Annotated in this window: 23 protein-coding genes and 1 other RNA gene; 10 read left to right on the forward strand and 14 right to left on the reverse strand. The window is 65.2% G+C overall.

Translation table 11 applies throughout. The annotated features are described in order from the left end of the window. Window positions 1-4 precede the first annotated feature (4 nt). From cobT to M3I54_RS18195, 3 genes are read right to left on the reverse strand one after another with little or no spacing between them, the layout of a single operon-like run. The gene (cobT, locus tag M3I54_RS18185; RefSeq protein WP_254338264.1) at window positions 5-1,069 is read right to left on the reverse strand and encodes a nicotinate-nucleotide--dimethylbenzimidazole phosphoribosyltransferase; all 1,065 of its coding nucleotides are present in this window, start codon (window positions 1,067-1,069) and stop codon (window positions 5-7) included. Window positions 1,070-1,110: 41 nt separating this feature from the next. Then, entirely contained in the window at window positions 1,111-1,968 is an 858-nt protein-coding gene (locus tag M3I54_RS18190) for an ABC transporter ATP-binding protein (RefSeq protein ID WP_254338266.1), read from the reverse strand. Next, window positions 1,965-3,032 carry an iron ABC transporter permease gene (locus tag M3I54_RS18195; protein WP_254338399.1) on the reverse strand — a complete coding sequence of 356 codons (1,068 nt, stop codon included), beginning with the start codon at window positions 3,030-3,032 and terminating at the stop codon, window positions 1,965-1,967. The genes M3I54_RS18190 and M3I54_RS18195 overlap by 4 nt, the downstream gene beginning before the upstream one ends. A gap of 389 nt (window positions 3,033-3,421) precedes the next feature. Between M3I54_RS18195 and M3I54_RS18200 the strand changes: the two genes are divergently transcribed. The 5 genes from M3I54_RS18200 (at window position 3,422) to M3I54_RS18220 (ending at window position 5,823) form a co-directional block, all read left to right on the forward strand. Next, a complete protein-coding gene (locus M3I54_RS18200; protein WP_254338268.1) occupies window positions 3,422-3,772 on the forward strand; it encodes an ATPase in 351 nt (116 codons plus the stop codon). Then, a complete protein-coding gene (locus M3I54_RS18205) occupies window positions 3,769-4,083 on the forward strand; it encodes a cell division protein ZapA (RefSeq protein ID WP_254338270.1) in 315 nt (104 codons plus the stop codon). The genes M3I54_RS18200 and M3I54_RS18205 overlap by 4 nt, the downstream gene beginning before the upstream one ends. A 115-nt stretch (window positions 4,084-4,198) precedes the next feature. Further along, window positions 4,199-4,380: non-coding RNA, 6S RNA (gene ssrS / locus M3I54_RS18210), on the forward strand. A 114-nt stretch (window positions 4,381-4,494) separates the two neighbouring features. After that, window positions 4,495-4,953, forward strand: coding sequence for an EVE domain-containing protein (locus M3I54_RS18215; protein WP_254338272.1), 459 nt, complete (start codon window positions 4,495-4,497; stop codon window positions 4,951-4,953). Between the two features lie 135 nt (window positions 4,954-5,088). Beyond that, window positions 5,089-5,823, forward strand: coding sequence for an SIMPL domain-containing protein (locus tag M3I54_RS18220; RefSeq protein WP_254338273.1), 735 nt, complete (start codon window positions 5,089-5,091; stop codon window positions 5,821-5,823). Window positions 5,824-5,920: 97 nt separating this feature from the next. Here M3I54_RS18220 and lgt read toward each other — a convergent pair whose 3' ends face one another. After that, a complete protein-coding gene (lgt, locus tag M3I54_RS18225) occupies window positions 5,921-6,835 on the reverse strand; it encodes a prolipoprotein diacylglyceryl transferase (protein ID WP_254338276.1) in 915 nt (304 codons plus the stop codon). 233 nt (window positions 6,836-7,068) lie between these two features. After that, window positions 7,069-8,028, reverse strand: coding sequence for a LysR family transcriptional regulator (locus tag M3I54_RS18230; protein ID WP_254338278.1), 960 nt, complete (start codon window positions 8,026-8,028; stop codon window positions 7,069-7,071). A 159-nt stretch (window positions 8,029-8,187) separates the two neighbouring features. Here M3I54_RS18230 and ilvD point away from each other — a divergent pair, with 159 nt between their 5' ends. Both ilvD and M3I54_RS18240 read left to right on the forward strand, forming a co-directional pair. Further along, entirely contained in the window at window positions 8,188-9,861 is a 1,674-nt protein-coding gene (gene ilvD, locus M3I54_RS18235; protein ID WP_254338280.1) for a dihydroxy-acid dehydratase, read from the forward strand. Between the two features lie 142 nt (window positions 9,862-10,003). Then, complete coding sequence (locus M3I54_RS18240) at window positions 10,004-10,363, forward strand: c-type cytochrome (protein ID WP_254338282.1); 360 nt, start codon at window positions 10,004-10,006, stop codon at window positions 10,361-10,363. Between the two features lie 56 nt (window positions 10,364-10,419). Here M3I54_RS18240 and M3I54_RS18245 read toward each other — a convergent pair whose 3' ends face one another. From M3I54_RS18245 to M3I54_RS18255, 3 genes are read right to left on the reverse strand one after another with little or no spacing between them, the layout of a single operon-like run. Next, window positions 10,420-10,821 carry a DUF2486 family protein gene (locus tag M3I54_RS18245; RefSeq protein WP_254338284.1) on the reverse strand — a complete coding sequence of 134 codons (402 nt, stop codon included), beginning with the start codon at window positions 10,819-10,821 and terminating at the stop codon, window positions 10,420-10,422. A gap of 59 nt (window positions 10,822-10,880) precedes the next feature. After that, window positions 10,881-11,297, reverse strand: a complete 417-nt coding sequence (locus M3I54_RS18250; protein ID WP_254338286.1) for a DNA polymerase III subunit chi — start codon at window positions 11,295-11,297, stop codon at window positions 10,881-10,883. 52 nt (window positions 11,298-11,349) lie between these two features. Continuing rightward, on the reverse strand, window positions 11,350-12,861 hold the full coding sequence (locus M3I54_RS18255) for a leucyl aminopeptidase (protein WP_254338288.1): 1,512 nt from the start codon (window positions 12,859-12,861) through the stop codon (window positions 11,350-11,352). Between the two features lie 134 nt (window positions 12,862-12,995). On the opposite strand from M3I54_RS18255, the gene lptF reads away from it, so the two are divergent. Genes lptF through M3I54_RS18270 form a run of 3 tightly spaced genes read left to right on the forward strand, consistent with a single transcriptional unit; the run spans window position 12,996 to window position 15,680 of the window. Then, the gene (gene lptF, locus M3I54_RS18260) at window positions 12,996-14,096 is read left to right on the forward strand and encodes an LPS export ABC transporter permease LptF (RefSeq protein ID WP_254338290.1); all 1,101 of its coding nucleotides are present in this window, start codon (window positions 12,996-12,998) and stop codon (window positions 14,094-14,096) included. A gap of 15 nt (window positions 14,097-14,111) precedes the next feature. After that, on the forward strand, window positions 14,112-15,260 hold the full coding sequence (lptG, locus tag M3I54_RS18265; RefSeq protein ID WP_254338292.1) for an LPS export ABC transporter permease LptG: 1,149 nt from the start codon (window positions 14,112-14,114) through the stop codon (window positions 15,258-15,260). 42 nt (window positions 15,261-15,302) lie between these two features. Then, a complete protein-coding gene (locus M3I54_RS18270) occupies window positions 15,303-15,680 on the forward strand; it encodes a sirohydrochlorin chelatase (RefSeq protein WP_254338294.1) in 378 nt (125 codons plus the stop codon). 74 nt (window positions 15,681-15,754) lie between these two features. Here the strand turns inward: M3I54_RS18270 and cobA are convergent, their stop codons facing one another. The 6 genes from cobA to M3I54_RS18300 all read right to left on the reverse strand — a co-directional run bounded on the left by cobA (window position 15,755) and on the right by M3I54_RS18300 (window position 21,996). Continuing rightward, a complete protein-coding gene (cobA, locus tag M3I54_RS18275) occupies window positions 15,755-16,528 on the reverse strand; it encodes a uroporphyrinogen-III C-methyltransferase (protein ID WP_254338296.1) in 774 nt (257 codons plus the stop codon). 53 nt (window positions 16,529-16,581) lie between these two features. After that, window positions 16,582-17,898 (reverse strand): sulfate adenylyltransferase subunit 1, encoded by a 1,317-nt coding sequence (locus M3I54_RS18280; RefSeq protein ID WP_254338298.1) that lies wholly within the window; start codon window positions 17,896-17,898, stop codon window positions 16,582-16,584. A gap of 25 nt (window positions 17,899-17,923) precedes the next feature. Then, window positions 17,924-18,886 (reverse strand): sulfate adenylyltransferase subunit CysD, encoded by a 963-nt coding sequence (cysD, locus tag M3I54_RS18285; RefSeq protein ID WP_254338300.1) that lies wholly within the window; start codon window positions 18,884-18,886, stop codon window positions 17,924-17,926. Window positions 18,887-18,985: 99 nt separating this feature from the next. After that, complete coding sequence (locus tag M3I54_RS18290; protein WP_254338302.1) at window positions 18,986-19,753, reverse strand: phosphoadenylyl-sulfate reductase; 768 nt, start codon at window positions 19,751-19,753, stop codon at window positions 18,986-18,988. After that, the gene (locus M3I54_RS18295; RefSeq protein WP_254338304.1) at window positions 19,750-20,295 is read right to left on the reverse strand and encodes a DUF934 domain-containing protein; all 546 of its coding nucleotides are present in this window, start codon (window positions 20,293-20,295) and stop codon (window positions 19,750-19,752) included. The genes M3I54_RS18290 and M3I54_RS18295 overlap by 4 nt, the downstream gene beginning before the upstream one ends. 30 nt (window positions 20,296-20,325) lie before the next feature. Further along, a complete protein-coding gene (locus M3I54_RS18300; RefSeq protein ID WP_254338306.1) occupies window positions 20,326-21,996 on the reverse strand; it encodes a nitrite/sulfite reductase in 1,671 nt (556 codons plus the stop codon). Between the last annotated feature and the right edge of the window lie 203 nt (window positions 21,997-22,199).

The following is a 22,199-nucleotide window of genomic DNA, read 5'->3' on the forward strand; positions in this document are numbered from 1 at the left end:
GCGCTCAGGCGTGGCGATCACTGCGATTGTCGACGCCGGCCGACTCGAAGCTCGCCATTTCGTTCAGGAACGCCACCGCCGCGCGCAGCAGCGGCACCGCGAGCGCCGCGCCCGTGCCCTCGCCCAGACGCAGGTCGAGCGCGAGCAGTTCGCGCGCGCCGAAGTGATCGAGCATGCGGCGGTGCCCCGCTTCGTTCGATGCGTGCGCAAACACGCAGTAGTCGCGCACGCTCGGCGCGAGCGAGTCGGCCACGAGCAGCGCCGCTGTGGCGATGAAGCCGTCCACGAGAATCGCCATGCGCGAGCGCGCCGCTTCGAGGTACGCGCCCGCCATCATCGCGATCTCGAAGCCGCCGAACGCGGCGAGCACGTCGAGTGGCTCGCGCGCGTCGGCATGATGCGCGAGCGCCGCCGCGAGCACATTACGCTTTTTCGCGAGGCCCGCATTGTCGAGGCCCGTGCCGCGCCCAACGCATTCGTCGATCGGCACGCCGCACAGCCGGCTCATCAGGCACGCTGCCGACGACGTGTTCGCAATGCCCATTTCGCCAAAGCCGATCACGTTCGTGCCGAGCGCCGCGTGATGGCGCACGCGCTCGGCGCCCGCCGCGAGTGCGGCGAGCGCTTCGTCGCGTGTCATCGCGCGCTCGCGCGCGAAGTTGTGCGTGCCGGGCGCGATGGGCACATCGACGAGTGTGGCCGACGGCGGCAGCGGCGTCGCCACGCCCGCGTTGACGACTTCGAGCGTGAGTCCCGCCACGCCGCTGAACGCATTGATCGCCGCACCCCCTGCCACGAAGTTCGCGACCATCTGCGCAGTCACGGCCTGCGGGTATGGGCTCACGCCTTCGGCGGCAATGCCGTGGTCTCCTGCGAACACGATCATCACGGGCCGCTCGACGCTCGGACGCGTCGTACCCTGGATCATGCCGAGCTGGCGCGCCAGTGTTTCGAGTCGGCCGAGACTGCCGGGCGGTTTGGTTTTCGTGTCGATAAGGCGTTGCAGTTCGTCGCGCAACGAGAGGTCGAGCGGTTCGACGGCGAGCAGTTCGGTAAGCGATGACGTCATGGTGTGTTTCGTTTCGAAGTGATGCGGGCGACAGCGGCACACTAGTGCACGCCGTTCGATCCCGGCGAAGGCGGTGATGAAGATGTCGAGCCGTGCGTGGGTACGAGTGCGGGGACGAGTGCAGGGACGAGCGCCTCGTGCGCGCCCTCGCGTATCAGCACGAGCGGATGACCGAATGCGGCGCTCGCGCGCTCCGGCGTGAGCACATCGCGCACGGGGCCCGCGTGAAATCCGCCGCGGCCGTCAAGGAGGAGCGCGTGCGTTGCGAAACGCCGCGCAAGATTGAGATCGTGGCACGAAAAGAGCACCGCTCGCGCTTCACTGCGCACCCAGCGCGAGAGCGCTTCGAGACACGCAATCTGATGATGCAAGTCCAGATGCGCGAGCGGCTCGTCGAGCAGCAGGAGCGGCGCGCCCTGGCACAGCGCGGCGGCAAGCGCGACACGCTGGCGCTCGCCGCCCGAGAGCGACAGCACATCGCGCGCGGCGAACGCTTCGAGGCCGAGCGCGGCGAGCGCGGCGTGCGCGGCGGCGCGATCGGCGTCGCTTTCCCAGCCCCAGCCCGAAAGATGCGGATAGCGATTGAGCAGCACGGTGTCGATCACGCTCGCGCTGAATGCGTCGCGCTGGTCCTGCGGCATCAGCGCGCGGCGCTGCGCGAGGCGCACTGCTGGCCACTGCACGAGCGCGATGCCCTCGACTTCCACGCGTCCCGCCGAAGGCTCGGCCAGGCCCGCGAGCGCGCCGATCAGCGTGGTCTTGCCCGCGCCATTCGCGCCCGCCACGCACCAGATCTCGCCAGCGGCAAACCTTTGCGTGAGCGATTCCACGAGCGTGCGCGCGCCCGCGCGCAACGTGAGCGCGTGGACAGCGAGCAGTGGTGTATGCGTATCGCTCATCGTCCACGCCTCGTGAGGAGCATCCACAGGAAAACGGGCACGCCCGCGAGCGCGGTCACGACGCCCACCGGCAACTGCGCGGGCGCCGCCACCGTACGCGCGACGAGGTCCGCGCCCATCACGGCCACGCCGCCCGCCAGCGCGGCGGCGGGCACGAGCATGCGCTGGTCGTTGCCGAACGCGAGGCGTAGCATGTGGGGCACGACGAGCCCGACGAAGCCGATGGTGCCACCCGTCGTCACGGCAGCCGCCGCCGCGAGCGACGCGGCAAGATAAATGCCGACGCGCAGAGACAGCACCGGCACACCGAGCGCCTGCGCAGCAGCGTCGCCGCGCAGCAGCACGTTGAGCATCGGCGCGGCGGGCACGATGCATGCAAGGACCACGCCAAGCGTCGCGAGCGCGGGCCATGGTGTGCTCGCGCCATTGAGGTCGCCCGTGAGCCAGAACAGCATGCCGCGCAGCCGCGTGTCGGGAGCGAGTGTGAGCAGCAGTGTGATCAATGCGCCCCAGCCTGCCGCCGTCACCGCTCCCGTCAAGAGAAGCCGTGGCGAGCTGTCTTGCGGCTCGCCGCGCCACAACTCGCGGCGCGCGAGACCGAGCACGAGCAGGATCGAAACGAACGCACCCGCACACGCGCTCGCCTGCACGCCCCACCACGCCACGCCCGCGATCATCGCCACGAGCGCGAACGCGGCCGCGCCGCCCGAAACGCCGAGAACATAGGGCTCCGCAAGCGGATTGCGCAGCAGCACCTGCAGCAGCGCGCCCGCCAGCGCGAGCAAGCCGCCACATGCAAAACCCGCCAACGCGCGCGGCAAGCGCAGCGTGCGCACGATTTCGATCGCCATGTCGGGCGCGCCGTGCACGTCATGCGCTGGAGCAAGCGCCGCCAGCGCCTGCGCAAACGTCACACTCACGCTGCCTGTCGCGAGAGACGCAGCGAACACCACGAGCGCCGCCGTGGCGAGCGCGCCCCAGATCATGCACGCGCGGCGCGCGCTCATCGAGCGGCGCGGCAGCGCGTGCATCGGCGGCACAGCATGGGACTCATCGCGGCTCATGGAACGCATTGGGGAACTCGGCGGCGGATTTCAATCAAGCTCACACAGAAAGACAACAGGGGGTATCGCAGGCTACGACAGAGCGCTGTATTTTCGTCGCTAAAGATTCTGCATGACGCATAGCAGAAGCGGCATGGCAAAAGCCGTTCGCAAAAGCACTGGCAAAAGACCATGAATTCGTGATGTTATAACGCGCGGACCACGATCGAGACGATGCGCTGCGCGCGCGCCCCTGGCAAATTACGTTCCCGCCTGGCTATGCAGCACACGTAGCGAGGGATTCGGGCCTGATTCGGGTAAGAAGCCGGGTTGTTACGTCTGGAAACGACACAATTATCAAAATACGCGTTAATCCGCGCTAGAATGCCTGTCTTTAGAGGACGCAGCACATGCTCAACGAACTCGAAACACTCTCACAAAACATCGGGCGGCTGATCGAGATTAATCAGCGCCAACACGAAGCGCGCCTCGCACTCGAAGAGCAACTCGCGCAGCTGCGTGCGCAATGCGACGAAACACGCGCTGAACTCGAACAGGTTCGCGAGGAGCGCGCCGCGCTGCAAGCAGAGCGCGATGCACTCTCGGCCAAGATCGACGATGCACAGGTGCGTCTGAACGCGATCCTCGAAAAGCTGCCACGCGCGCGCGCAGGTAACGAGCGCGACAACCAGCTCGATCTGCTTGAGCCGTCGCAGAGCAACGACGACAGCAACGCGGCCCGCCACGGAGAAAATGCATGACCACCAAGCAGATCGAAGCGACGATACTCGGCCAAACTTATCGCCTCGTCTGTTCGCCGGAAACGGAACAGGCGCTGCTCGAAGCCGTGGCGCGCGTGGATGCCGAAATGTCGAAGATCCGCAATCACAGCAACGTGCGCGGCGTCGATCGCATCGCCGTCATGGCGGCGCTCTCGCTCGCCTCCGAACTGCTGCGCCTGCAAACGAGCGTGCGACACGGGGAAGCATTCCCAGCCGAAGAAATCCGTCGTACAATGCGCCAAATGAACGAACAACTTGGCGCTGTGATTCACCAGTACGGTGTGCAATAAGCGCTGATGTACGCTGCGGTTGTAAGCGCTAACGTGCGGTATGATGTTGTTCATAGGTAGCGTTGATTCGTTTAGAAACGCGCGTTTCTAAACACGCTGCCAAACAGTTTAGTCAGCTTCCCTGCCTGGTTCGCCAAGGTCATATATTCCTTGAACCAATGCCATGTGCACGGTTGCGGAAATTTGTAGCACGGGCGTGCGCGTCACACAGTCTGATGTACCCGAAGTGCTGCTAACTGCGACCAATTCTGAACCCTCGGTTCAGGATGCCGGCCTAGCGGCCATGGCGGGGACCTATTCAAACGGCATCGGACCACAGTCCGATGCCGTTTTCCATTGTGCGGCGGGCGTTTGCATTGTTTCGCGGCACGCATGCTCGCTCCTCTCCCCTTTCGACGTGAACTTCGACTCATGCGCTACTGGCTGATGAAGTCCGAACCCGACGAAGCAAGCATCGACGACCTCGCAAACGCGCCGCAGCGCACGCTGCCCTGGACCGGCGTACGGAACTACCAGGCACGCAATTTCATGCGCGACACCATGCAGCAAGGCGACGGCGTGCTGTTCTATCACTCGAGCTGCCCCGAGCCGGGTATCGCGGGCATCGCGCAGGTGTCGTCCACGGCCTACCCCGACCCGACGCAGTTCGATCCGAAAAGCCCTTACTACGACGCGAAATCGAAACACGAAAATCCGCGCTGGATACTCGTCGACGTCGTGTTCAAGAAGAAGTGCCCGCTGATTGCTCTCGCCGCCTTGCGTGAGCACGAGGAACTCTCGGACATGCGCGTGCTCGCCAAGGGCAACCGCCTTTCGATCACGCCCGTCACGACGGCCGAGTGGAACTTCATCACGAAACATCTGATGTGATGCGGTTCGGTTCTGCCTCGACGCATGCGGCCGGGCACGCACACTGCATTCGTGCGCGACTTGAAGCACAATCGCGCACAGTCGCGCGTCATGACAGATGCCTCGCGCGCGACGCAAGTTCTGCAAGGAGCCTCAATGAACCGAAAAACCGTTGTCACGCTCGCCGCCGCATTGGCTGCGGCCCTCCCCATCGCCATGACGCTCGCGCCGGGCGCCGCGTTCGCACAGAGCGACGCGCGTTTCCAGCAGCCCTCGGGCGTGCTTTCGCTTTCCGCGCAGGCGAGCGCCGAAGTGCCTCAGGACGTCGTCAACATTACGCTGTTCTACGAACAGGAAGCAAACGATCCCGCCTCGCTCACCGTGACGCTCAATCAGCGCGCCGACGCCGCGCTCCAACGTGCAAGAGGCGTCGCAGGCGTGACCGCGCACTCCGGCCAGTTTTCGATCTTCCCTTCCACCGATCGCGACGGACGCATCTCCGCCTGGCGCGGCCGCACGGAAGTCGTGCTCGAGTCGCACGATTTCGCGGCGGCGTCGAAGCTCGCCGGCGACCTCTCGTCGATCATGCAGGTGGGCAACGTGCAGTTCTCGCTGTCGCCAGAGGCGCAGCGCGCCGCCGAGCAAAAGCTTTCGGGCCAGGCCATCGCGTCGTTCCGCGACCAGGCCCTCTCGGCCACGCGCGCGTTCGGCTACAGCAGCTACACGATTCGCGACGTGAACGTGGGGCATTCGGGCGTGATGCCGCGCCCCATGATGATGATGAGCGCCCGCGCCGCTTCGGCTGACGCGAAAATGTCGGCGCCTGTGCCGCTCGAAGGCGGCACGTCCACGGTGACGGTCAACGTCTCCGGCTCGGTGCAGATGAAGTAAGGCGCGCCATCCAGGCAATTCACGCACGCAAGTAATAAAGGCCACGGCGAAAACCGTGGCCTTTTTCATGGGCTAAAACGCGTGACGCGTGCGCGTGTCAGCTCTTGGCACCCGCTACCTGCGCGCCGTCGTTGCCGCGTTTGGCGCGGCGATACGCCCACGCCATCAAGCCAATCCCCACGATGATCATCGGCAGCGAGAGCCACTGGCCCATCGAAAGGCCGAGCGCAAGCAGGCCGAGGAAGTCATCGGGTTCGCGTGCGAACTCGACCGTGAAGCGCGCGAGACCATAGCCGATCAGGAACATGGCCGAAATCGCGCCCACGGGGCGCGGCTTGCGCGCGAAAAGAATCAGCACGACGAAAAGCGCGATGCCTTCCAGCGCGATTTCATACAGTTCCGACGGATGGCGCGGCAGCAGATGGTACTGCGCGAACACTTCGTTCAGATGCCACTGCGCGGCCAGTTGCGGATGTGCGGCGAGCCACGCGGCGTCGTCGTTCGCGGCGCCCGGAAACAGCATGGCCCACGGCGAGTCGGGCGAGGTCACGCGGCCCCACAGCTCGCCGTTGATGAAGTTGCCGAGACGGCCAAAGGCGAGCCCCGTGGGCACCATCGGCGCGACGAAGTCCGTGACTTGCAGCCAGGTGCGGCCGCGTTGCCACGCGAACAGAACCATCGCAAAAGTCACGCCGAGGAAGCCGCCGTGAAACGACATGCCGCCTTCCCACACCTTGAAGATGTCGAGCGGGTGCGCGAAATACCAGCTCGCCTTGTAGAACAGCACGTAGCCGAGGCGCCCGCCCAGGATCGTGCCGAGCACGCCGTAGAACAGCATGTCGTCGATGTCTTTCGCGGTCCAGCCCTGCGCGGCAACGTACGGCAGACGCAGGCGCAGACGGCCGATCACGATCGCCAGAATGAAGCCGACGAGATACATGAGGCCGTACCAGCGCACGGCGAGCGGCCCCAGATGAATGGCGACGGGGTCGAAGTTCGGGTGGATGAGCATCGTGGATGAAGTCTTGTCGGCGATATCGATTGAAATCGGGTTGTAAGCAGTACCGCGCCGCTCGCAAAAGCGGGCAAAGCGCGTTGGACGTTTGAAAGGGCGAGGTTCGCCGCCAGCGCGTCATGGCGTGACATTATCGCCGACGCGAGGGGGCACGAACCAAAATGCACGGTTGGCGATGCGCCGCGCGTGTAGCGGTGACAGATGACGTCCCCGGTCGCCCGAGCTTCAGGCTAGCCCTCGGGCGCTGGCCGGCCCACCGTTGCCGCGTGTGCGCGCACGATCTCGATGAACGCCGCGAGCACCGGGCTGACCTCGGCCGAGCGCCAGACAAGACCCGTTTCGATGGCCGGCACCGCCCCGACGAGCGGCCGGTACACGACGCCCGTGCGCCGCAGATGGCGCAGCGACTGCGGCACGAGCGCCACGCCCATGCCGGCCGAGACGAGGCTCACGATCGTCTGCATCTGGATCGCTTCCTGGCCGATGAGGGGTGCAAGGCCGACCGCGCCGTAGCAGTCCATGATGGTGTCGTAGAAACCGGGGGCCAGATGGCGCGGGAAGACGACGAGCGGTGCATCGGCAAGATCGCGCAGGCTCACGGGGTCGTCGTGCCAGTCGTCGGACCACGGACCGCCAAGGCGCGCCGAAAGCGCCGAGGGCATGGCGATCACGAGCGGCTCGCGCGCGATCGGCTGGTAAGCAAGCTGGGCCGCGTGGCGCGGCGGCACGGGTGCGATCACGAGGCCTGCATCGATGCGACCCGCCACCAGCTCTTCCACCTGCACGTCGCTTGTGGCTTCGGCGAGCTGCAAGCGCACGCGCGGATAGCGCGCGCCGAAGTCGCGCAGCAAAAGCGGCAGCAAGCCATAGTCGGCGGTCGAAACGAAGGCCAGCGCGAGCACGCCCGCCTCGCCGCGCGCGAGGCTCTGCGCGAGTGGCCGCAACGCTTCGGCGCTCGCCAACAGGCGCCTCACCTCCGGCAACAGATCGGCGCCCACTGACGTCAGTTCCACCGAACGGCGCGTGCGCGCGAATAGCGCCACGCCCAGCGTCTCCTCCAGCGCGCGAATGGCCTGCGAGAGCGGCGGCTGTGTCATCGACAGGCGCGCCGCCGCGCGGCCGAAATGCTGCTCCTCGGCCACGGCGACGAAATAGCGAAGCTGGCGCAGATCGGGGATGGTCGGATTCATCGGCATCGCTCTCGTATTGATATGTTTTTCGACTCAATAGACCACGAATAATATATTGGACAGCGTCCTCGCGAAATCGCATGCTTCGATAGACAGGCCGGCGCTCCCCACATCAGAACGCATACCCGGCGTCCGAGACAAAATCCACCGGAGGTCCCCATGCCCTATAACCGTCGTTCGAAGCGCATCACGCAAGGCGTCGCCCGTTCGCCCAACCGTTCGATGTATTACGCGCTCGGCTACGAGAAGGCCGATTTCGATAAGCCGATGATCGGCGTCGCCAATGGCCATTCGACCATTACGCCGTGCAATGCCGGCCTGCAGCGCCTGACCGACGCGGCCGTCGGCGCCATCAAGCACGCCGACGCGAACCCGCAGACCTTTGGCACGCCCACGATCTCGGACGGCATGTCGATGGGCACCGAGGGCATGAAGTACTCGCTCGTCTCGCGCGAAGTCATCGCAGACTGCATCGAGACCTGCGTGCAAGGCCAGTGGATGGACGGCGTGGTGGTGATTGGCGGCTGCGACAAGAACATGCCCGGCGGCATGATCGCGCTCGCGCGCATCAACGTGCCCGGCATCTACGTGTATGGCGGCACGATCCGCCCGGGTAACTGGAAGGGCCGTGCGCTCACCATCGTGTCGGCGTTCGAGGCCGTGGGCGAATTCACCGCGGGGCGCATGACCGAAGAAGATTTCGAAGGCGTCGAGAAAAACGCCTGCCCCTCCACGGGTTCTTGCGGCGGCATGTACACCGCGAACACGATGAGCTCGTCGTTCGAGGCGCTCGGCATGTCGCTCATGTATTCGTCGACGATGGCCAACCCCGACGAGGAGAAAGTCGACTCGGCGGCGGAATCGGCGCGCGTGCTGGTCGAGGCCGTCAAGCAGGACCTCAAGCCGCGCGACATCATCACGAAGAAGTCGATCGAGAACGCCGTGGCGCTCATCATGGCGACTGGCGGCTCGACCAACGCCGTGCTGCACTATCTCGCCATCGCGCATGCCGCGGAAATCGAATGGACCATCGACGACTTCGAGCGCATGCGCAAGAAGGTGCCGGTGATCTGCGACCTGAAGCCTTCGGGCCAGTACGTCGCGACCGACCTGCACGAGGCCGGCGGCATTCCGCAGGTGCTCAAGATCCTGCTCGACGCGGGCCTCCTGCATGGCGACTGCATCACCATCACCGGCAAGACCATCGCGGAAGAACTCAAGGACGTGCCGTCCACGCCGCGCGCGGACCAGAAGGTGATCTTCCCCATCAGCCAGGCGCTGTACAAGGAAGGCCATCTGGCGATCCTCAGGGGCAACCTCGCGACCGAGGGCGCCGTCGCCAAGATCACGGGCCTGAAGAATCCGGTCATCACGGGCCCCGCGCGCGTATTCGACGACGAGCAGAGCGCGATGGACGCCATCCTCGCAGACAAGATCAAGGCAGGCGACGTGGTCGTGCTGCGCTACCTCGGCCCGAAGGGCGGGCCCGGCATGCCGGAAATGCTCGCGCCGACTTCGGCGATCATCGGCAAGGGACTTGGGGAGACGGTTGGGCTCATCACCGATGGGCGCTTCTCGGGCGGCACCTGGGGCATGGTGGTGGGCCACGTCGCGCCGGAAGCGTTTGAAGGCGGCACGATCGCGCTCGTGCAGGAAGGCGACTCGATCACCATCGACGCTCACACGCTCCTGCTGCAACTGAACGTGGACGACGCCGAACTCGCGCGCCGGCGCGCGGCGTGGAAGCAGCCCGCGCCGCGCTACACACGCGGTGTCATGGCGAAGTATGCGGCGCTCGCGCGCCCGGCTAACCTGGGCGCGGTGACGGGCTAGGCGGGGCTGAGCCGCGCCGGCGAGGGCCAGGCGCCGCTCGAATCTCGACCCGCAGTAAAGCAAAGGGCGCACGTCCAGGACGTGCGCCCTTTGCTTTTATAATGCGACGACACAGCCGGCGCATACGCTGGCGGAGACCAGTATGAAACGGAAGTCGCAAGCGAAGAACAAGACAGCGACGCTCGCCGCCGCGCTCGCCATCGGCACTGCCGGCGCACTCGGGGCAGCCCCGGCCCGCGCGCAGCATGGACCCACCGGCCTCGCGCTCGCCCAGCAGCAGAACTGCATGAGCTGCCATTCGGTGACCCGCAATTTCATGGGTCCCGCCCTGCGCGATGTCGCCGCGAAGTACGCGGGCAAGCCCGACGCGCAGACCTATCTCACCCACAAGATTCTGGAAGGCAGCACCGGCGTGTGGGGCACAGTGCAGATGCCGGCCAACACGCAGCTGAACCCCGGTCAGGCGGCCCAGCTCGCGAACTGGATCCTCACGCTCAAGTGAGGCGACGGTGTGACGGCGCGGGCGCTGGGTGAGCCCTCGCCGCACACTCGGCTGAATCAGGCCGAAGGCGGTCGCCCCGCGCGCGCCGCCAACTCTTCGCGCACGGCGGCCTTCACCCAGTTCTTGAGTTCCGTTTCGAGCGCGAGACCGATTTCGCGCGACACCTGGCCCACGAGCCAGTTCGTATGTTCCTGCATCGCGGCGCCGCAGCGCGCCTCGATCACGGCGCGGCCTTCGCCGGTGAGCCAGGTCAGGCAACGGCCTTGCAGGCGCTCGACGAGTGCGTCGGCGTCGTGCGCGAAAAGGCCCTCCTCGCGCTCGGCCACGGCGGCCTTGACGGCAGCGGCCGTCGCGCTCTTCGCCTCTTCGACGTTGTGCGCGCGCAGCGGATTGCCGGCCACCATCACCTCGTTCAAGAGCGGAATCGCAGCACCTTCCGAGTCGTGCATGCCGGACATGTCTACCTCCATCGATCGGGGCAGTCGGCCTCGCGCCGGTACGCCTCTCGCGTCCGGCCTTAGCCGCCCTGCTTGTAGTTGTTGAGCGCGTAACCGCGGTCGCGGTAGAAACGATAGCGCTCCCGGCCCGACGCGAGTTCGTCGGGCGCATCGCCAACCACTTCGAGCAGGCGCTCGAAGCGTGCGAACTGAGGGGGGACTTCCGCGCCGAGATTGAGCAGCACACGATGATGCGGCGCACGCTCGAGATCTGTTGCCAGCACGATGGGCGATTCGCCCGCGTGCGGGCTTTCGGCCATGCAGTGCGGCACGAAGTCGAGCGGCGAAAAGGTCCACAACATTTCGTCGAACGCGCGCAGGCGCGCAGGCTCGGCCAGCACGACCGCCTGCTGGCCCGCCTGATACGCCTTGCGCGCGAGGCGGCACGCATACAGCAGCGAGTCGCCGACGTTCGTGTGGAAATCGATGCGCGTCATGCCCCCACCACTTTACACACCGTTAGGTGCGCAGCAATCGCCATACCTGCCCTCATTGCGCCGCGCGATCGATCAAGAACTGGGCGAGCAGCGGCACCGGACGGCCCGTTGCACCCTTAGCCGCGCCGCTCTTCCACGCCGTGCCCGCGATGTCGAGGTGCGCCCACGGGTAGTTTTCGGTGAAACGCGAGAGGAAGCACGCCGCGGTCACGCTACCCGCCGGACGCCCGCCGATGTTGGCGAGGTCGGCAAAGTTCGACTTGAGCTGGTCCTGATACTCGTCGTCGAGCGGCAGGCGCCAGGCCGGATCGTTCGCTTCGCGCGAAGCGTCGAGCATTTCGCCCGCGAGTGCGTCGTCCTTCGAGAAAAGGCCGCTGTTGTGATGGCCGAGCGCGATGATGCAAGCGCCCGTGAGCGTGGCGATGTCGACCACCGCGGCCGGCTTGAAGCGCTCGGCATAGGTGAGCGCGTCGCACAGGATCAGGCGGCCTTCTGCGTCGGTGTTGAGCACTTCGACCGTGAGGCCCGCCATCGTCGTGACGATGTCACCCGGCTTCGTGGCGTTGCCGGCGGGCATGTTCTCGCAGGTCGGGATGATGCCGATCACGTTGAGCTTGAGCCCCATTTCGGCGACCGCGCGGATCGTGCCGAGCACCGAGCCCGCGCCGCACATGTCGTACTTCATCTCGTCCATGCCTTCGCCCGGCTTGAGCGAAATGCCGCCCGTATCGAACGTGATGCCCTTGCCGACCAGCACGATGGGCGCGGCCTTGACGCTTGCGCCCTGATAGTGCAGCACGATGAACTGCGGTGGCTCGACCGAGCCCTTTGTTACGGAAAGAAACGAACCCATCTTGAGCGTTTCGATCTGGCGCTGGCCGAGCACCTCGACCTTGAGCTTCCAGTCGCGCGCGAGCTTCTTGGCCGTGGCCGCGAGATAGGTCGGCGTGCAGACGTTGCCCGGCAGATTGCCGAGGTCGCGCGTGAGGTCCATGCCGTTGGCGAGCGCGACAGACTGCTTCGCCGCAACCTTCGCGGCCTTCTCGTCGGCAGCGTCGATGCTGAAGACCACGCGCTTGAGGGCCCGCTGCGAGACGTCGGGCTTGCTCTTCATCTGCGTGAAGCGATAGGTCTCGTTGCGCAGCGCGAGAATCGCGGTGCGCACGCCCCAGTCGCCCGCGCGCTCCTTCACCGGCAATTGCGCGAGCGTGAAGGTGACCTGTGCGATTTTCGTGCCGAGGATCGCGCGCCAGGCGGCCTTGACCGCGTCGCCGTAAGCCTTCTGGCCGAACGCGTCCTGCTTGCCGAGACCGACGAGCAGCACGCGCGAGGCGCCGATACCGCTCACTTCCGGCAGGAACAGCGTGGAGCCTGCCTTGCCGTCGATGTCGCCGGCCTTGACGACGCGCGCGATTGCGCCGCCAATGGCGCTGTCGATCGCGAACGCCGCGCCCGAAAGGGTTTGCGCCTCGAACACGCCGACTACGACACAATCCGACTTGCCAGTCAGGAAGGGGCCGTCCCCGCCTTTGCTCCAGTCACAGGCTTTTATGCTAAAGTCCATCGCGCTTGTCCTCGGATAAAATCAGGGCTTAGGATGAAAGCCGCAATTATCCGCTATTTTTCCCGCGGCGGCTCCTGGGCGGTTGCGCGAGCTGCGCGCCTCCCGGCACGGTCCGCCCGCCCTGCCCATCGAGAATGATCTTCGAACGTTCCCTGCAGCGCGAACTCGCGTACACGGCCGGCGCCGTGTTCATGGTTCTGCTCACGATCATGCTGACGACGATGATGATCCGCATCGTCGGCTTCGCCGCGTCCGGTCAGATCGACCCGCGCGACGTGCTGGTGCTGATCGGACTCACCGTGATCGGCTACATGGCCGTCATGCTCATCGTCACGCTCTTCGTGTCGATCCTGTTTGTCCTCACGCGCTGGTACAAGGATTCCGAAATGGTCGTGTGGCTCTCCTCCGGGGTGAGCCTCACGCGCCTGATCAAACCGGTCGCCACCTTTGCCGCGCCGATCATCCTGCTCATCGTGTTCTTCGCGTTCATCGGCTGGCCGTGGTCGAATGCGCAAAGCAAGCTCATTCGCGCGCGCTTCCAGCAGCGCGATGAAGTCTCGCTGCTGGCTCCCGGCCAGTTCCGCGAATCGCCCACCACGCACCGCGTGTTCTTCATCGAGAGCATGAGCCCCGACCAGGGGCGCGTGGAGAACGTGTTCGTCACGAGCACGGAAAACGGCAAGGTGAGCGTGATCGTCTCGAAGACGGGCCACACCGAAACCATGAAGAGCGGCGACCGCTTCGTCGTGCTCGAAAACGGCCGCCGCTACGACGGCGAGCCTGGCCACCCGGACTTTCGCATCAGCGAGTTCCAGCGTTATGGCGTGAAGATCACGAGCCAGCCGCTGGTGAACACGCCCTCGGCGAGCACCACGTCCACGCCGGGCCTCCTGCGCCACCCGACCAACGACAACCTGGGCGAACTCGCCTGGCGCGCCGGCCTGCCGCTCATCGCGATCAACCTGATGCTGCTCGGCATTCCGCTTGCGTACCAGAACCCGCGCCGCAGCCGCACGATCAATCTCGTGATGGCGGTGCTGATCTACCTCACTTATTCGAACCTGCTCAACGTCGTGCAGTCGCAGATCGAGCAAGGCAAGATGCCCTTCGGCGTCGGTCTCGTCTTGCTGCACGCAGTGGTGCTCGCGCTCGTCGTGTTCATCTTCTGGATACGCGTGCGCAACCGGCCGCTCTTTACACGTGCGATGTTCCGGCGCGCCTCTCCTGGAAACTGAGAGGGAAACTGAACAATGCGCATCTACGAAAAATACTTCGCTCGCCAGGTCTACCTGGCGTTCATCTTCATTCTGTTCGCCTTCTCCGGCCTGTTCTTCTTCTTCGACCTCATCAACGAGCTGAACTCGGTCGGCCACGGCAACTACAAATTCCAGTACGCGGTGCTGCGCGTGGCGCTCCAGGCGCCCTCGCGGCTCTACGAGATCATCCCGGTCGCAGCGCTCATCGCCGCGATCTACGTGTTCGCGCAAATGGCCGCGAATTCCGAGTACACGATCTTTCGTGTGTCGGGTCTCGCCACGAACCAGGCGCTGCGCTCGCTGCTCAAGATCGGCGTGCCGCTCGTGCTGCTCACCTACTTGATCGGCGAAGTCGTCGGCCCTTACACCGATCAGCTCTCCGAGCGCGTGCGTCTCGAGGCGTTGGGCTCGGCCGTGTCGAGCAACTTCCAGTCGGGTGTGTGGGTGAAGGACACGCTCACCGCGCGTGCCGACGGCGAGCAGGTCACGCGCTTCGTGAACGTCGGCGAACTGCTGCCCGACGCGACCATCACGAACGTGCGCATCTACGAATTCGATTCGCAGTTCCGGCTCTCCAACGTGCGGCTCGCGAAGAGCGGCACGTTCCAGCCGCCGGGTCACTGGCTGCTCAAGGACGTGACCGATACGCAACTGATCGGCGTGCCGCCGCCGCAGAACCAGCCGGTCGATGCGCTCAATCCGATCTATCGCGCGCAGCAGACCTCGGCGCCCGAATATTCGCTGCGCTCGGAACTCACGCCGAACATTCTCTCGGTGCTGCTCGTTTCGCCCGACCGGATGTCGATGTTCAACCTGTTCCGCTACATCCAGCATCTAACCGAGAACCATCAGGACGCGCAGCGCTACCAGATTGCGTTCTGGCGCAAGCTGCTCTACCCGTTCGCCGTGTTCGTGATGCTCGTGCTCTCGCTGCCGTTCGCGTATCTGCACACGCGCGCCGGCGTGGTGGGCATGAAGGTGTTTGGCGGGATCATGCTCGGCATGAGCTTCCAGCTCGTCAATACGCTGTTCTCGCACGTGGGTACACTGAACACCTGGCCCGCGCCGCTCACAGCGGCGACACCAGGGCTCATCTACCTCGTGGTTGGGCTGATCGGACTCAGATGGGTCGACCGGCATTGATGCCGGAAGCGTTCGGCCGCTAACTCTCACAGGCTCGCCAGCATGGGCACGCACGGCATGATTCTCTTCGGCCACGGCGCGCGCGACGCGCGCTGGCAAGAGCCGTTTCAGCGCCTGGCCGCGAAGCTCGCCGCCGCGCGCGGCGATGCGGGTCCGGTGGGCCTCGCCTTTCTCGAACTCATGACACCGAGCCTGCCTGATGCCATCGCCGGGCAGGCCGCGGCAGGCTGCGACACGATCACGGTCGTGCCGGTGTTCTTTGGCCAGGGCGGCCACGTGCGCCGCGATCTGCCCGCGCTGATCGCGCAATGCCAGAGCGAGCATCCTGGTGTGCACCTGCGTTGTGCGGGCGCCGTCGGCGAGGACGATGCGGTGCTCGATGCGATCGTGCGGTACTGCATCGACAACGAACGCGACTAAAACCGCTCACGCATAAAAACGGGCTCGCTTTTCAGCGAGCCCGTTTTGCTTTCTTAGTCTATTTCGCGTGGCGCTTATGCCGCGGCGCGACGGCCTCGATGGTCGTCCTGCGCTTCATCCTCGCGTTGCGCCTGCCCTGAGCGTTCGGCGAACGCATCGCCGATCATGAGCAGGCTCGGCTGCGCCGGGTCGAGCCATTCCTGCGCCTCACCTGCTGCGAGACCTGCCAGCGTCAGCGTGAGCGTGCGCTCGCGCGCGGTGCTGCAAGCTTCGACGATCGCCACCGGCGTGGCGCCCGCGCGGCCCGCCTCGATGAGCTGGCGCGCGATCTCGGGCGCGCTGTCGCGGCCCATGTAGAACACGAGCGAATCGGCGTTGACCCGCTCGCGAATCTCCTCGCTGTCCGCCGCGCGCGAATACGTGGCGAGCGCGACGCTGCGCGCCACGCCGCGCAGCGTGAGCGAGCGTTGCAGCGTAGCCGCACTTGCCAACGCTGCCGTGATGCCCGGCACGACTTCGAACTCGATGCCCGCCGCTTCGAGCGCGCGCATTTCCTCGTCGGCACGGCCGAACAGCATCGGGTCGCCGCCCTTCAGACGCACGACCACCGCGTGCTCGCGCGCCGCATCGACGAGTTGCTTGTTGATGAAGTGCTGCGCCGTGGAGCGCTGCCCACAGCGCTTGCCGACCGCGATGAACTTCGCGGTTTGCGGCGCGTACTCGAGCATGGCGGGCTCGACGAGCGCGTCGTGCAGCACGACGTCAGCGCTCGCGAGCAGCCGTGCGCCGCGCACCGTGATGAGGTCCGCCGCGCCCGGTCCCGCGCCGATCAGATATACCTTGCCCATTTGCTTCGAATCCATTGTTGCGACCGCGCGCGGCCGCAACCTTGCGCAGCGCTTTACGCCGAAAACGCGCGGATCATGCCCGCGGCCACCGTGTGATGCGTCGCCTCGTCGATCAGCACGAACGCGCCGGTGCCAGGATTCGCATCATACAGGTCGCAGGCGAGCGGCTTTTGCAGCGAGAGCGCCACGCGGCCGATATCGTTCATCGCGAGTTCGTGGCGGTCAGTGGCGTGCGAGAGCGTGTGCACGTCGAGCACCTGCTTGACCGCGCCGATCTTCGCGAACACCGTGCTCGTGGTCTGCTTGAGCAGGTACTTGCGCTGCGTCGAGAGCGGCTCGTCGTCGAACCAGCAGAGGTCCGCTTCGAGCTTCTTCGCGGGCTGTGCGCTGTCCGACGCCGGCACGAAGGTGTCGCCGCGCGAGACGTCGACGTCTTCCGAGAGACGGATCGTGACGGTCTGGCCCACGAACGCGCGGTCGACCTGCGCCGTGCCGCCAGGCACCGGCGCGATGATTTCGGCGACCGTTGCACTGCGGCCAGCCGGCAGCACCGAGATGGCGTCGCCGACCTTCACTTCGCCCGCTTCGACGCGGCCCATATAGCCGCGGAAGTCGTCGGCGCTGGAACCGTCCTGGCGCGCGACCCACTGCACCGGGAAGCGCAGCGCATCGCCCGTCGCTTGCGCGACCGGCAGTTGCTCGAGCACGTCGAGGAGCGGCTCGCCCGCGTACCACGGCATACGCTCGCTCGCGGCGACGATGTTGTCGCCCTTGAGCGCCGAAACCGGCACGAAGCGCACGTTATCGATGCCGAGCTGGCGCGCGAGCACGACGTACGCGTCGCGGATCAGGTCGAAGGTCGCTTCGCTGTAATCGACCAGATCCATCTTGTTGATCGCAACGATCACGTGCTGCAGGCCCAGCAGCTTGACGATCGCGCTATGGCGCTTGGTTTGCGGCAGCAGTTGCGTCACGCCGTTCTCGACCGTCACACGCGTCGGGTCGATCAGGATGATCGCGGCGTGCGCCGTCGAAGCGCCCGTGACCATGTTGCGCGTGTACTGCTCGTGGCCCGGCGTGTCGGCGATGATGAACTTGCGCTTGGCCGTGGCGAAGTAACGGTACGCCACGTCGATCGTAATGCCCTGCTCGCGCTCGGCTTCGAGGCCGTCGGTGAGCAGCGACAGGTCGATCTCGTCGCCCACCGTGCGCTTGTTCTTCGCACGCGAAAGCGCAGAAAGTTGATCGCTCAAAACAGCCTTGCTGTCGTACAGCAGGCGGCCGATCAGCGTGCTCTTGCCGTCGTCCACGCTTCCCGCCGTGATGAAGCGCAGCACGCCGAGGTCTTCAGGTTGATGCGTCGTAACCATGTCTAATCTTTCCTCTGCGTGCTCTTTAGAAATAACCTTGCTTCTTGCGCTGTTCCATCGCGGCTTCCGACGCCTGGTCGTCCATGCGCGTCGCGCCACGTTCCGTGATCTCGGTCACGGCCGTTTCGGCGATGATCTTCTCGACGTCGTCGGCATCGCTCGCCACCGGGCACGTGCAGCTGATGTCGCCCACGGTGCGAAAGCGCACCTGCGCCATTTCGCTGACTTCGCCTTCCTTCATCGGCGTGAGCGGCGTGACCGGCACGAGCAGGCCGTTGCGGCGCACGATCTCGCGCTGGTGCGCATAGTAGATCGACGGCAGTTCGAGCTTCTCGCGCTCGATGTATTGCCACACGTCCAGTTCCGTCCAGTTCGAAATCGGGAACACGCGCAGGTGCTCGCCCTTGTGCAGGCGCGCGTTGTACAGGCTCCAGAGTTCCGGGCGCTGCGCCTTCGGATCCCACTGGCCGAATTCGTCGCGGAACGAGAAGATGCGCTCCTTCGCGCGGGCCTTCTCTTCGTCGCGGCGCGCGCCGCCGATCATCGCCGTGTAGCCGTATTGCTCGATGGTTTCGAGCAGCGTGACCGCTTGCGCGGCGTTGCGCGAATCGGTTTCGCGACGCAGGCGCACGGTGCCGCGCTTGATCGAATCTTCCACGTGACCGACCACGAGCTCCGCGCCGATTTCGGCGGCGCGGCGATCGCGGAAGTCGATCACTTCTTCGTAGTTGTGGCCCGTGTCGATGTGCACGAGCGGGAACGGCAGCGCGGTCTTGCGGTTCGCACCGAGGCCGAACGCCTTGAGTGCGAGCGCCAGCACGACGACCGAGTCCTTGCCGCCCGAGAACAGCAGCGCGGGCTTGCTGCATTCGGCGACGAGTTCACGCAGGATATGGATCGACTCGGCTTCGAGCCAGTCGAGATGGTCCATGCGGTTCGCCGTGACCTGGAGCGGTGCGTTCACTGCTGAGTCGAGCGTGGTGCTCATGTTCGGATCCTTCGTTTATTCGCGCGCTTTTTACGGGGCACGCAGTACTCGGTGTTCAGTAGCACGCCAGTCTTCACGACGGCGCGACAAACTTCAATCTTAGTTCGCCTGGCCGATTGACGACACTTCGGGCGACACTTCGACGACCGGAATGGCTGACACGGACGTGATGTGCAAGCCACATTCCTTCGTGTCGCGCGATTCCCACCACCAGCGGCCCGCGCGGCTGTCTTCGCCGGGACGGATCGCGCGCGTGCAGGGCTCGCAGCCGATGCTCGGGTAGCCGCGCGCGTGCAGCGGGTTCACCGGCACCTCAAAGGCGCGCAGATAGGCCCACACATCGGCTTCGGTCCAGTCCGCGAGCGGATTGAACTTGCCGATGTTGCGCGCTTCGTCGCGTTCTTCCTCGTGCAGTTCCGCGCGCGTGACCGACTGCTCGCGGCGCTGGCCTGTGACCCAGGCGGAAACGCCCGAAAGCGCACGGTTCAGCGGCTCGACCTTGCGGATCTCGCAGCAGCGCTTGCGAAGATCGATGCTCTCGTAAAACGCATTCAGCCCGTGCTGGGCGACATATTCGTCCACGGCATCCTGTTGCGGATGAAACTGCTCGATCTCGTAGCCGTAGCGCTCGCGCACCACGTCGAGCATGCCGAGCGTTTCCGCATGCAGGCGGCCCGTGTTCAGCGAGAAGACGCCGATTTTCACACCGCGCGAAAGAATCGCGTGCGTGAGCAGCATGTCTTCGGCTGCGAGGCTGCTGGCCAGCTTCACGTTGGCGTGACGCGCCGCGATCGAATCGAGCAGCGCGTCGAGGCGCTCGATCTTCGCCTGCAGGTCAGCCGTGATTTCGTTCGCGACGGTGCTCATGCCGCCGAACCTTGCTGCGCTTGTTGAGCCAGACGGCGGCGGAACAGCGGCGACGGCTCGTCGAACGCGCCCTGGTATTGCACCGTGAACTCGGTGAACGCCTTGAGCGCGTCGTGGATGTCCTTGTCGGCGCGCACGGCGAACGCATCGAAGCCGCAGCGCTCGTGAAAGCGCAGCTGGTCGCGCAACACGTCGCCGATCGCGCGCAGTTCGCCCTGGTAGCCATAGCGCTCGCGCAACAGGCGGCCGATAGAGAAGCCGCGGCCATCGCGGAACACGGGGAAGTCCACGCCGATCAGCGCGAGCTTGTCGAAGTCGCCGGCGATATCGGCCGGTTCGCTGTCCGGCGCGAGCCACACGCCGAGTTCGTCCTTGCCGCGCGAAGCGACCAGCGCATCACGCTGCGCTTGCCAGTAAGCGAGCGGCACCAAAACCTTGCCTGCGGGCAATCCGGCAACCTCGGGCAATGCGCCGTCTTCGGCCGCACGCACGACTTGCCAGTTGTCTTCAACGATCTCGCGTTTTTTGATGATCAATGCCATTGCTCGAATCTCGTAGTCTCGTTGCGTGCTTTAAGCGTGGGCCGGCTGGCGCGATGCGTACACGCGCTCCTTGAAGGGCGCGATGCCGAGTCGGTCGTACGTGTCGATGAAACGCTCGCCGTCGATGCGCAGCTCGACGAACGTGTCGACCACCTTCTGGATCACGTCGGGCATCTCTTCCGCCGAGAACGACGGTCCGATCACGCGGCCAAGGCGCGCGCCGTTGCCCTGCTCGCCGCCGAGCGACACCTGGTACCACTCCGAACCGTCCTTATCGACGCCCAGAATGCCGATGTTGCCGACGTGGTGGTGACCGCACGAGTTCATGCAACCCGAGATATTGAGCGACAGGTCGCCCAGGTCGTAGACGAAATCGAGGTTGTCGAAACGCTCCTGAATGGCCAGCGCGATGGGGATCGACTTCGCATTGGCGAGCGAGCAGAAGTCGCCGCCCGGGCACGCGATGATGTCGGTCAGGAGGCCGATGTTTGCGGTCGCGAAACCTTGCGCCCTGGCCTTTTCCCACAGCGCGAACAGGTCGCGCTTCTTGACGTCGGCGAGGATCAGGTTCTGCTCGTGCGAGACGCGGATCTGGCCGAACGAGTACTCGTCGGCCCAGTCGGCCACGGCTTCCATCTGCGCGTCGGTGGCGTCGCCCGGCGCGATGTTGCGCGGCTTGAGCGAGAGCGTGACCGACGAATAGCCCGGCACGCGGTGCGGGCGCACGTTGCGCTCGACCCAGCGCGCGAATGCGCGGTTTTCCAGCAGATGCTTTTCGTACGACGTATCCGTGTCCGCGATCTTTTCATACGCCGGCGGCACGAAGTACTGCGAGACGCGGTCGACTTCTTCCTGCGTGAGCGTCGAGGGGCCGTCCTTCAGGTGCTGCCACTCTTCTTCGACCTGCTCGGCGAACTTCGCCGGCGAGAGCGCCTTGACGAGAATCTTGATGCGCGCCTTGTACATGTTGTCGCGGCGGCCATAGCGGTTGTACACGCGCAGCACGGCTTCGCAGTAGGTCAGCAGGTGCTGCCACGGCAGGTCGCGCTTGATGATGGCGCCCACGATCGGCGTGCGGCCAAGGCCGCCGCCCGCGAGGATGCTCGCGACGATTTCGCCCTTCTCGTTACGGTCGAGGTAGACGCCCAGATCGTGAATCTGCACGGCGGCGCGGTCTTCCTTCGTGCCGGAAACGGCGATCTTGAACTTGCGCGGCAGCCACGCGAATTCGGGGTGGAACGTCGACCACTGGCGCAGGATTTCGGACCACGGGCGCGGATCGACGATCTCGTCGGGCGCGACCCCCGCGAACTGGTCGGCGGTGATGTTGCGGATGCAGTTGCCCGAAGTCTGGATGCCGTGCATCTGCACGGAGGCCAGCTTGCGCAGGATTTCCGGCGTTTCTTCGAGCTTGATCCAGTTGTACTGGATGTTCGAGCGCGTCGAGAAGTGACCGTAGCCCCGGTCGTGCTCGCGCGCGATCGTGCCGAGCATGCGGAGCTGGTCGCTGCGCAGATTGCCGTACGGAATCGCGATACGGTGCATGTAGGCGTGGCGCTGGTAGTACAGGCCGTTTTGCAGGCGCAGCGGACGGAACTCTTCTTCGCTCAATTCGCCCGACAGGCGGCGGCGAACCTGGTCGCTGTATTGCGCGACGCGTTCGTCGACGATGGTCTGGTCGTACTGATCGTATTGGTACATTCGGGGACCCCAGGGTTGGTTCAATCGCGGCGTTCCGGTTACGCCGCGCTCCGACTTCTCGACTTCGCGCTTTCCGCTCTGTCTTGCCTCTCTCGAGGCGGCCGCGCCTTCAAACGCGCCGGTCATTTGCTAATGACCAAAACAGATATCCATATTGGAAAAGTTGGAGGAATGGTAATAAACTCGCCTTATATTTCAAACGA

The sequence above is a fragment of the Paraburkholderia sp. CNPSo 3274 genome, assembly GCF_024206475.1.
GTDB lineage: Bacteria > Pseudomonadota > Gammaproteobacteria > Burkholderiales > Burkholderiaceae > Paraburkholderia.

Coding starts and splice junctions, on each gene's coding strand:
- cobT (WP_254338264.1), bottom strand. CDS start 1,069: ATGACGTCATCGCTTACCGAACTGCTCGCCGTCGAACCGCTCGACCTC.
- M3I54_RS18190 (WP_254338266.1), bottom strand. CDS start 1,968: ATGAGCGATACGCATACACCACTGCTCGCTGTCCACGCGCTCACGTTG.
- M3I54_RS18195 (WP_254338399.1), bottom strand. CDS start 3,032: ATGAGCCGCGATGAGTCCCATGCTGTGCCGCCGATGCACGCGCTGCCG.
- M3I54_RS18200 (WP_254338268.1), top strand. CDS start 3,422: ATGCTCAACGAACTCGAAACACTCTCACAAAACATCGGGCGGCTGATC.
- M3I54_RS18205 (WP_254338270.1), top strand. CDS start 3,769: ATGACCACCAAGCAGATCGAAGCGACGATACTCGGCCAAACTTATCGC.
- M3I54_RS18215 (WP_254338272.1), top strand. CDS start 4,495: ATGCGCTACTGGCTGATGAAGTCCGAACCCGACGAAGCAAGCATCGAC.
- M3I54_RS18220 (WP_254338273.1), top strand. CDS start 5,089: ATGAACCGAAAAACCGTTGTCACGCTCGCCGCCGCATTGGCTGCGGCC.
- lgt (WP_254338276.1), bottom strand. CDS start 6,835: ATGCTCATCCACCCGAACTTCGACCCCGTCGCCATTCATCTGGGGCCG.
- M3I54_RS18230 (WP_254338278.1), bottom strand. CDS start 8,028: ATGAATCCGACCATCCCCGATCTGCGCCAGCTTCGCTATTTCGTCGCC.
- ilvD (WP_254338280.1), top strand. CDS start 8,188: ATGCCCTATAACCGTCGTTCGAAGCGCATCACGCAAGGCGTCGCCCGT.
- M3I54_RS18240 (WP_254338282.1), top strand. CDS start 10,004: ATGAAACGGAAGTCGCAAGCGAAGAACAAGACAGCGACGCTCGCCGCC.
- M3I54_RS18245 (WP_254338284.1), bottom strand. CDS start 10,821: ATGTCCGGCATGCACGACTCGGAAGGTGCTGCGATTCCGCTCTTGAAC.
- M3I54_RS18250 (WP_254338286.1), bottom strand. CDS start 11,297: ATGACGCGCATCGATTTCCACACGAACGTCGGCGACTCGCTGCTGTAT.
- M3I54_RS18255 (WP_254338288.1), bottom strand. CDS start 12,861: ATGGACTTTAGCATAAAAGCCTGTGACTGGAGCAAAGGCGGGGACGGC.
- lptF (WP_254338290.1), top strand. CDS start 12,996: ATGATCTTCGAACGTTCCCTGCAGCGCGAACTCGCGTACACGGCCGGC.
- lptG (WP_254338292.1), top strand. CDS start 14,112: ATGCGCATCTACGAAAAATACTTCGCTCGCCAGGTCTACCTGGCGTTC.
- M3I54_RS18270 (WP_254338294.1), top strand. CDS start 15,303: ATGGGCACGCACGGCATGATTCTCTTCGGCCACGGCGCGCGCGACGCG.
- cobA (WP_254338296.1), bottom strand. CDS start 16,528: ATGGGCAAGGTATATCTGATCGGCGCGGGACCGGGCGCGGCGGACCTC.
- M3I54_RS18280 (WP_254338298.1), bottom strand. CDS start 17,898: ATGGTTACGACGCATCAACCTGAAGACCTCGGCGTGCTGCGCTTCATC.
- cysD (WP_254338300.1), bottom strand. CDS start 18,886: ATGAGCACCACGCTCGACTCAGCAGTGAACGCACCGCTCCAGGTCACG.
- M3I54_RS18290 (WP_254338302.1), bottom strand. CDS start 19,753: ATGAGCACCGTCGCGAACGAAATCACGGCTGACCTGCAGGCGAAGATC.
- M3I54_RS18295 (WP_254338304.1), bottom strand. CDS start 20,295: ATGGCATTGATCATCAAAAAACGCGAGATCGTTGAAGACAACTGGCAA.
- M3I54_RS18300 (WP_254338306.1), bottom strand. CDS start 21,996: ATGTACCAATACGATCAGTACGACCAGACCATCGTCGACGAACGCGTC.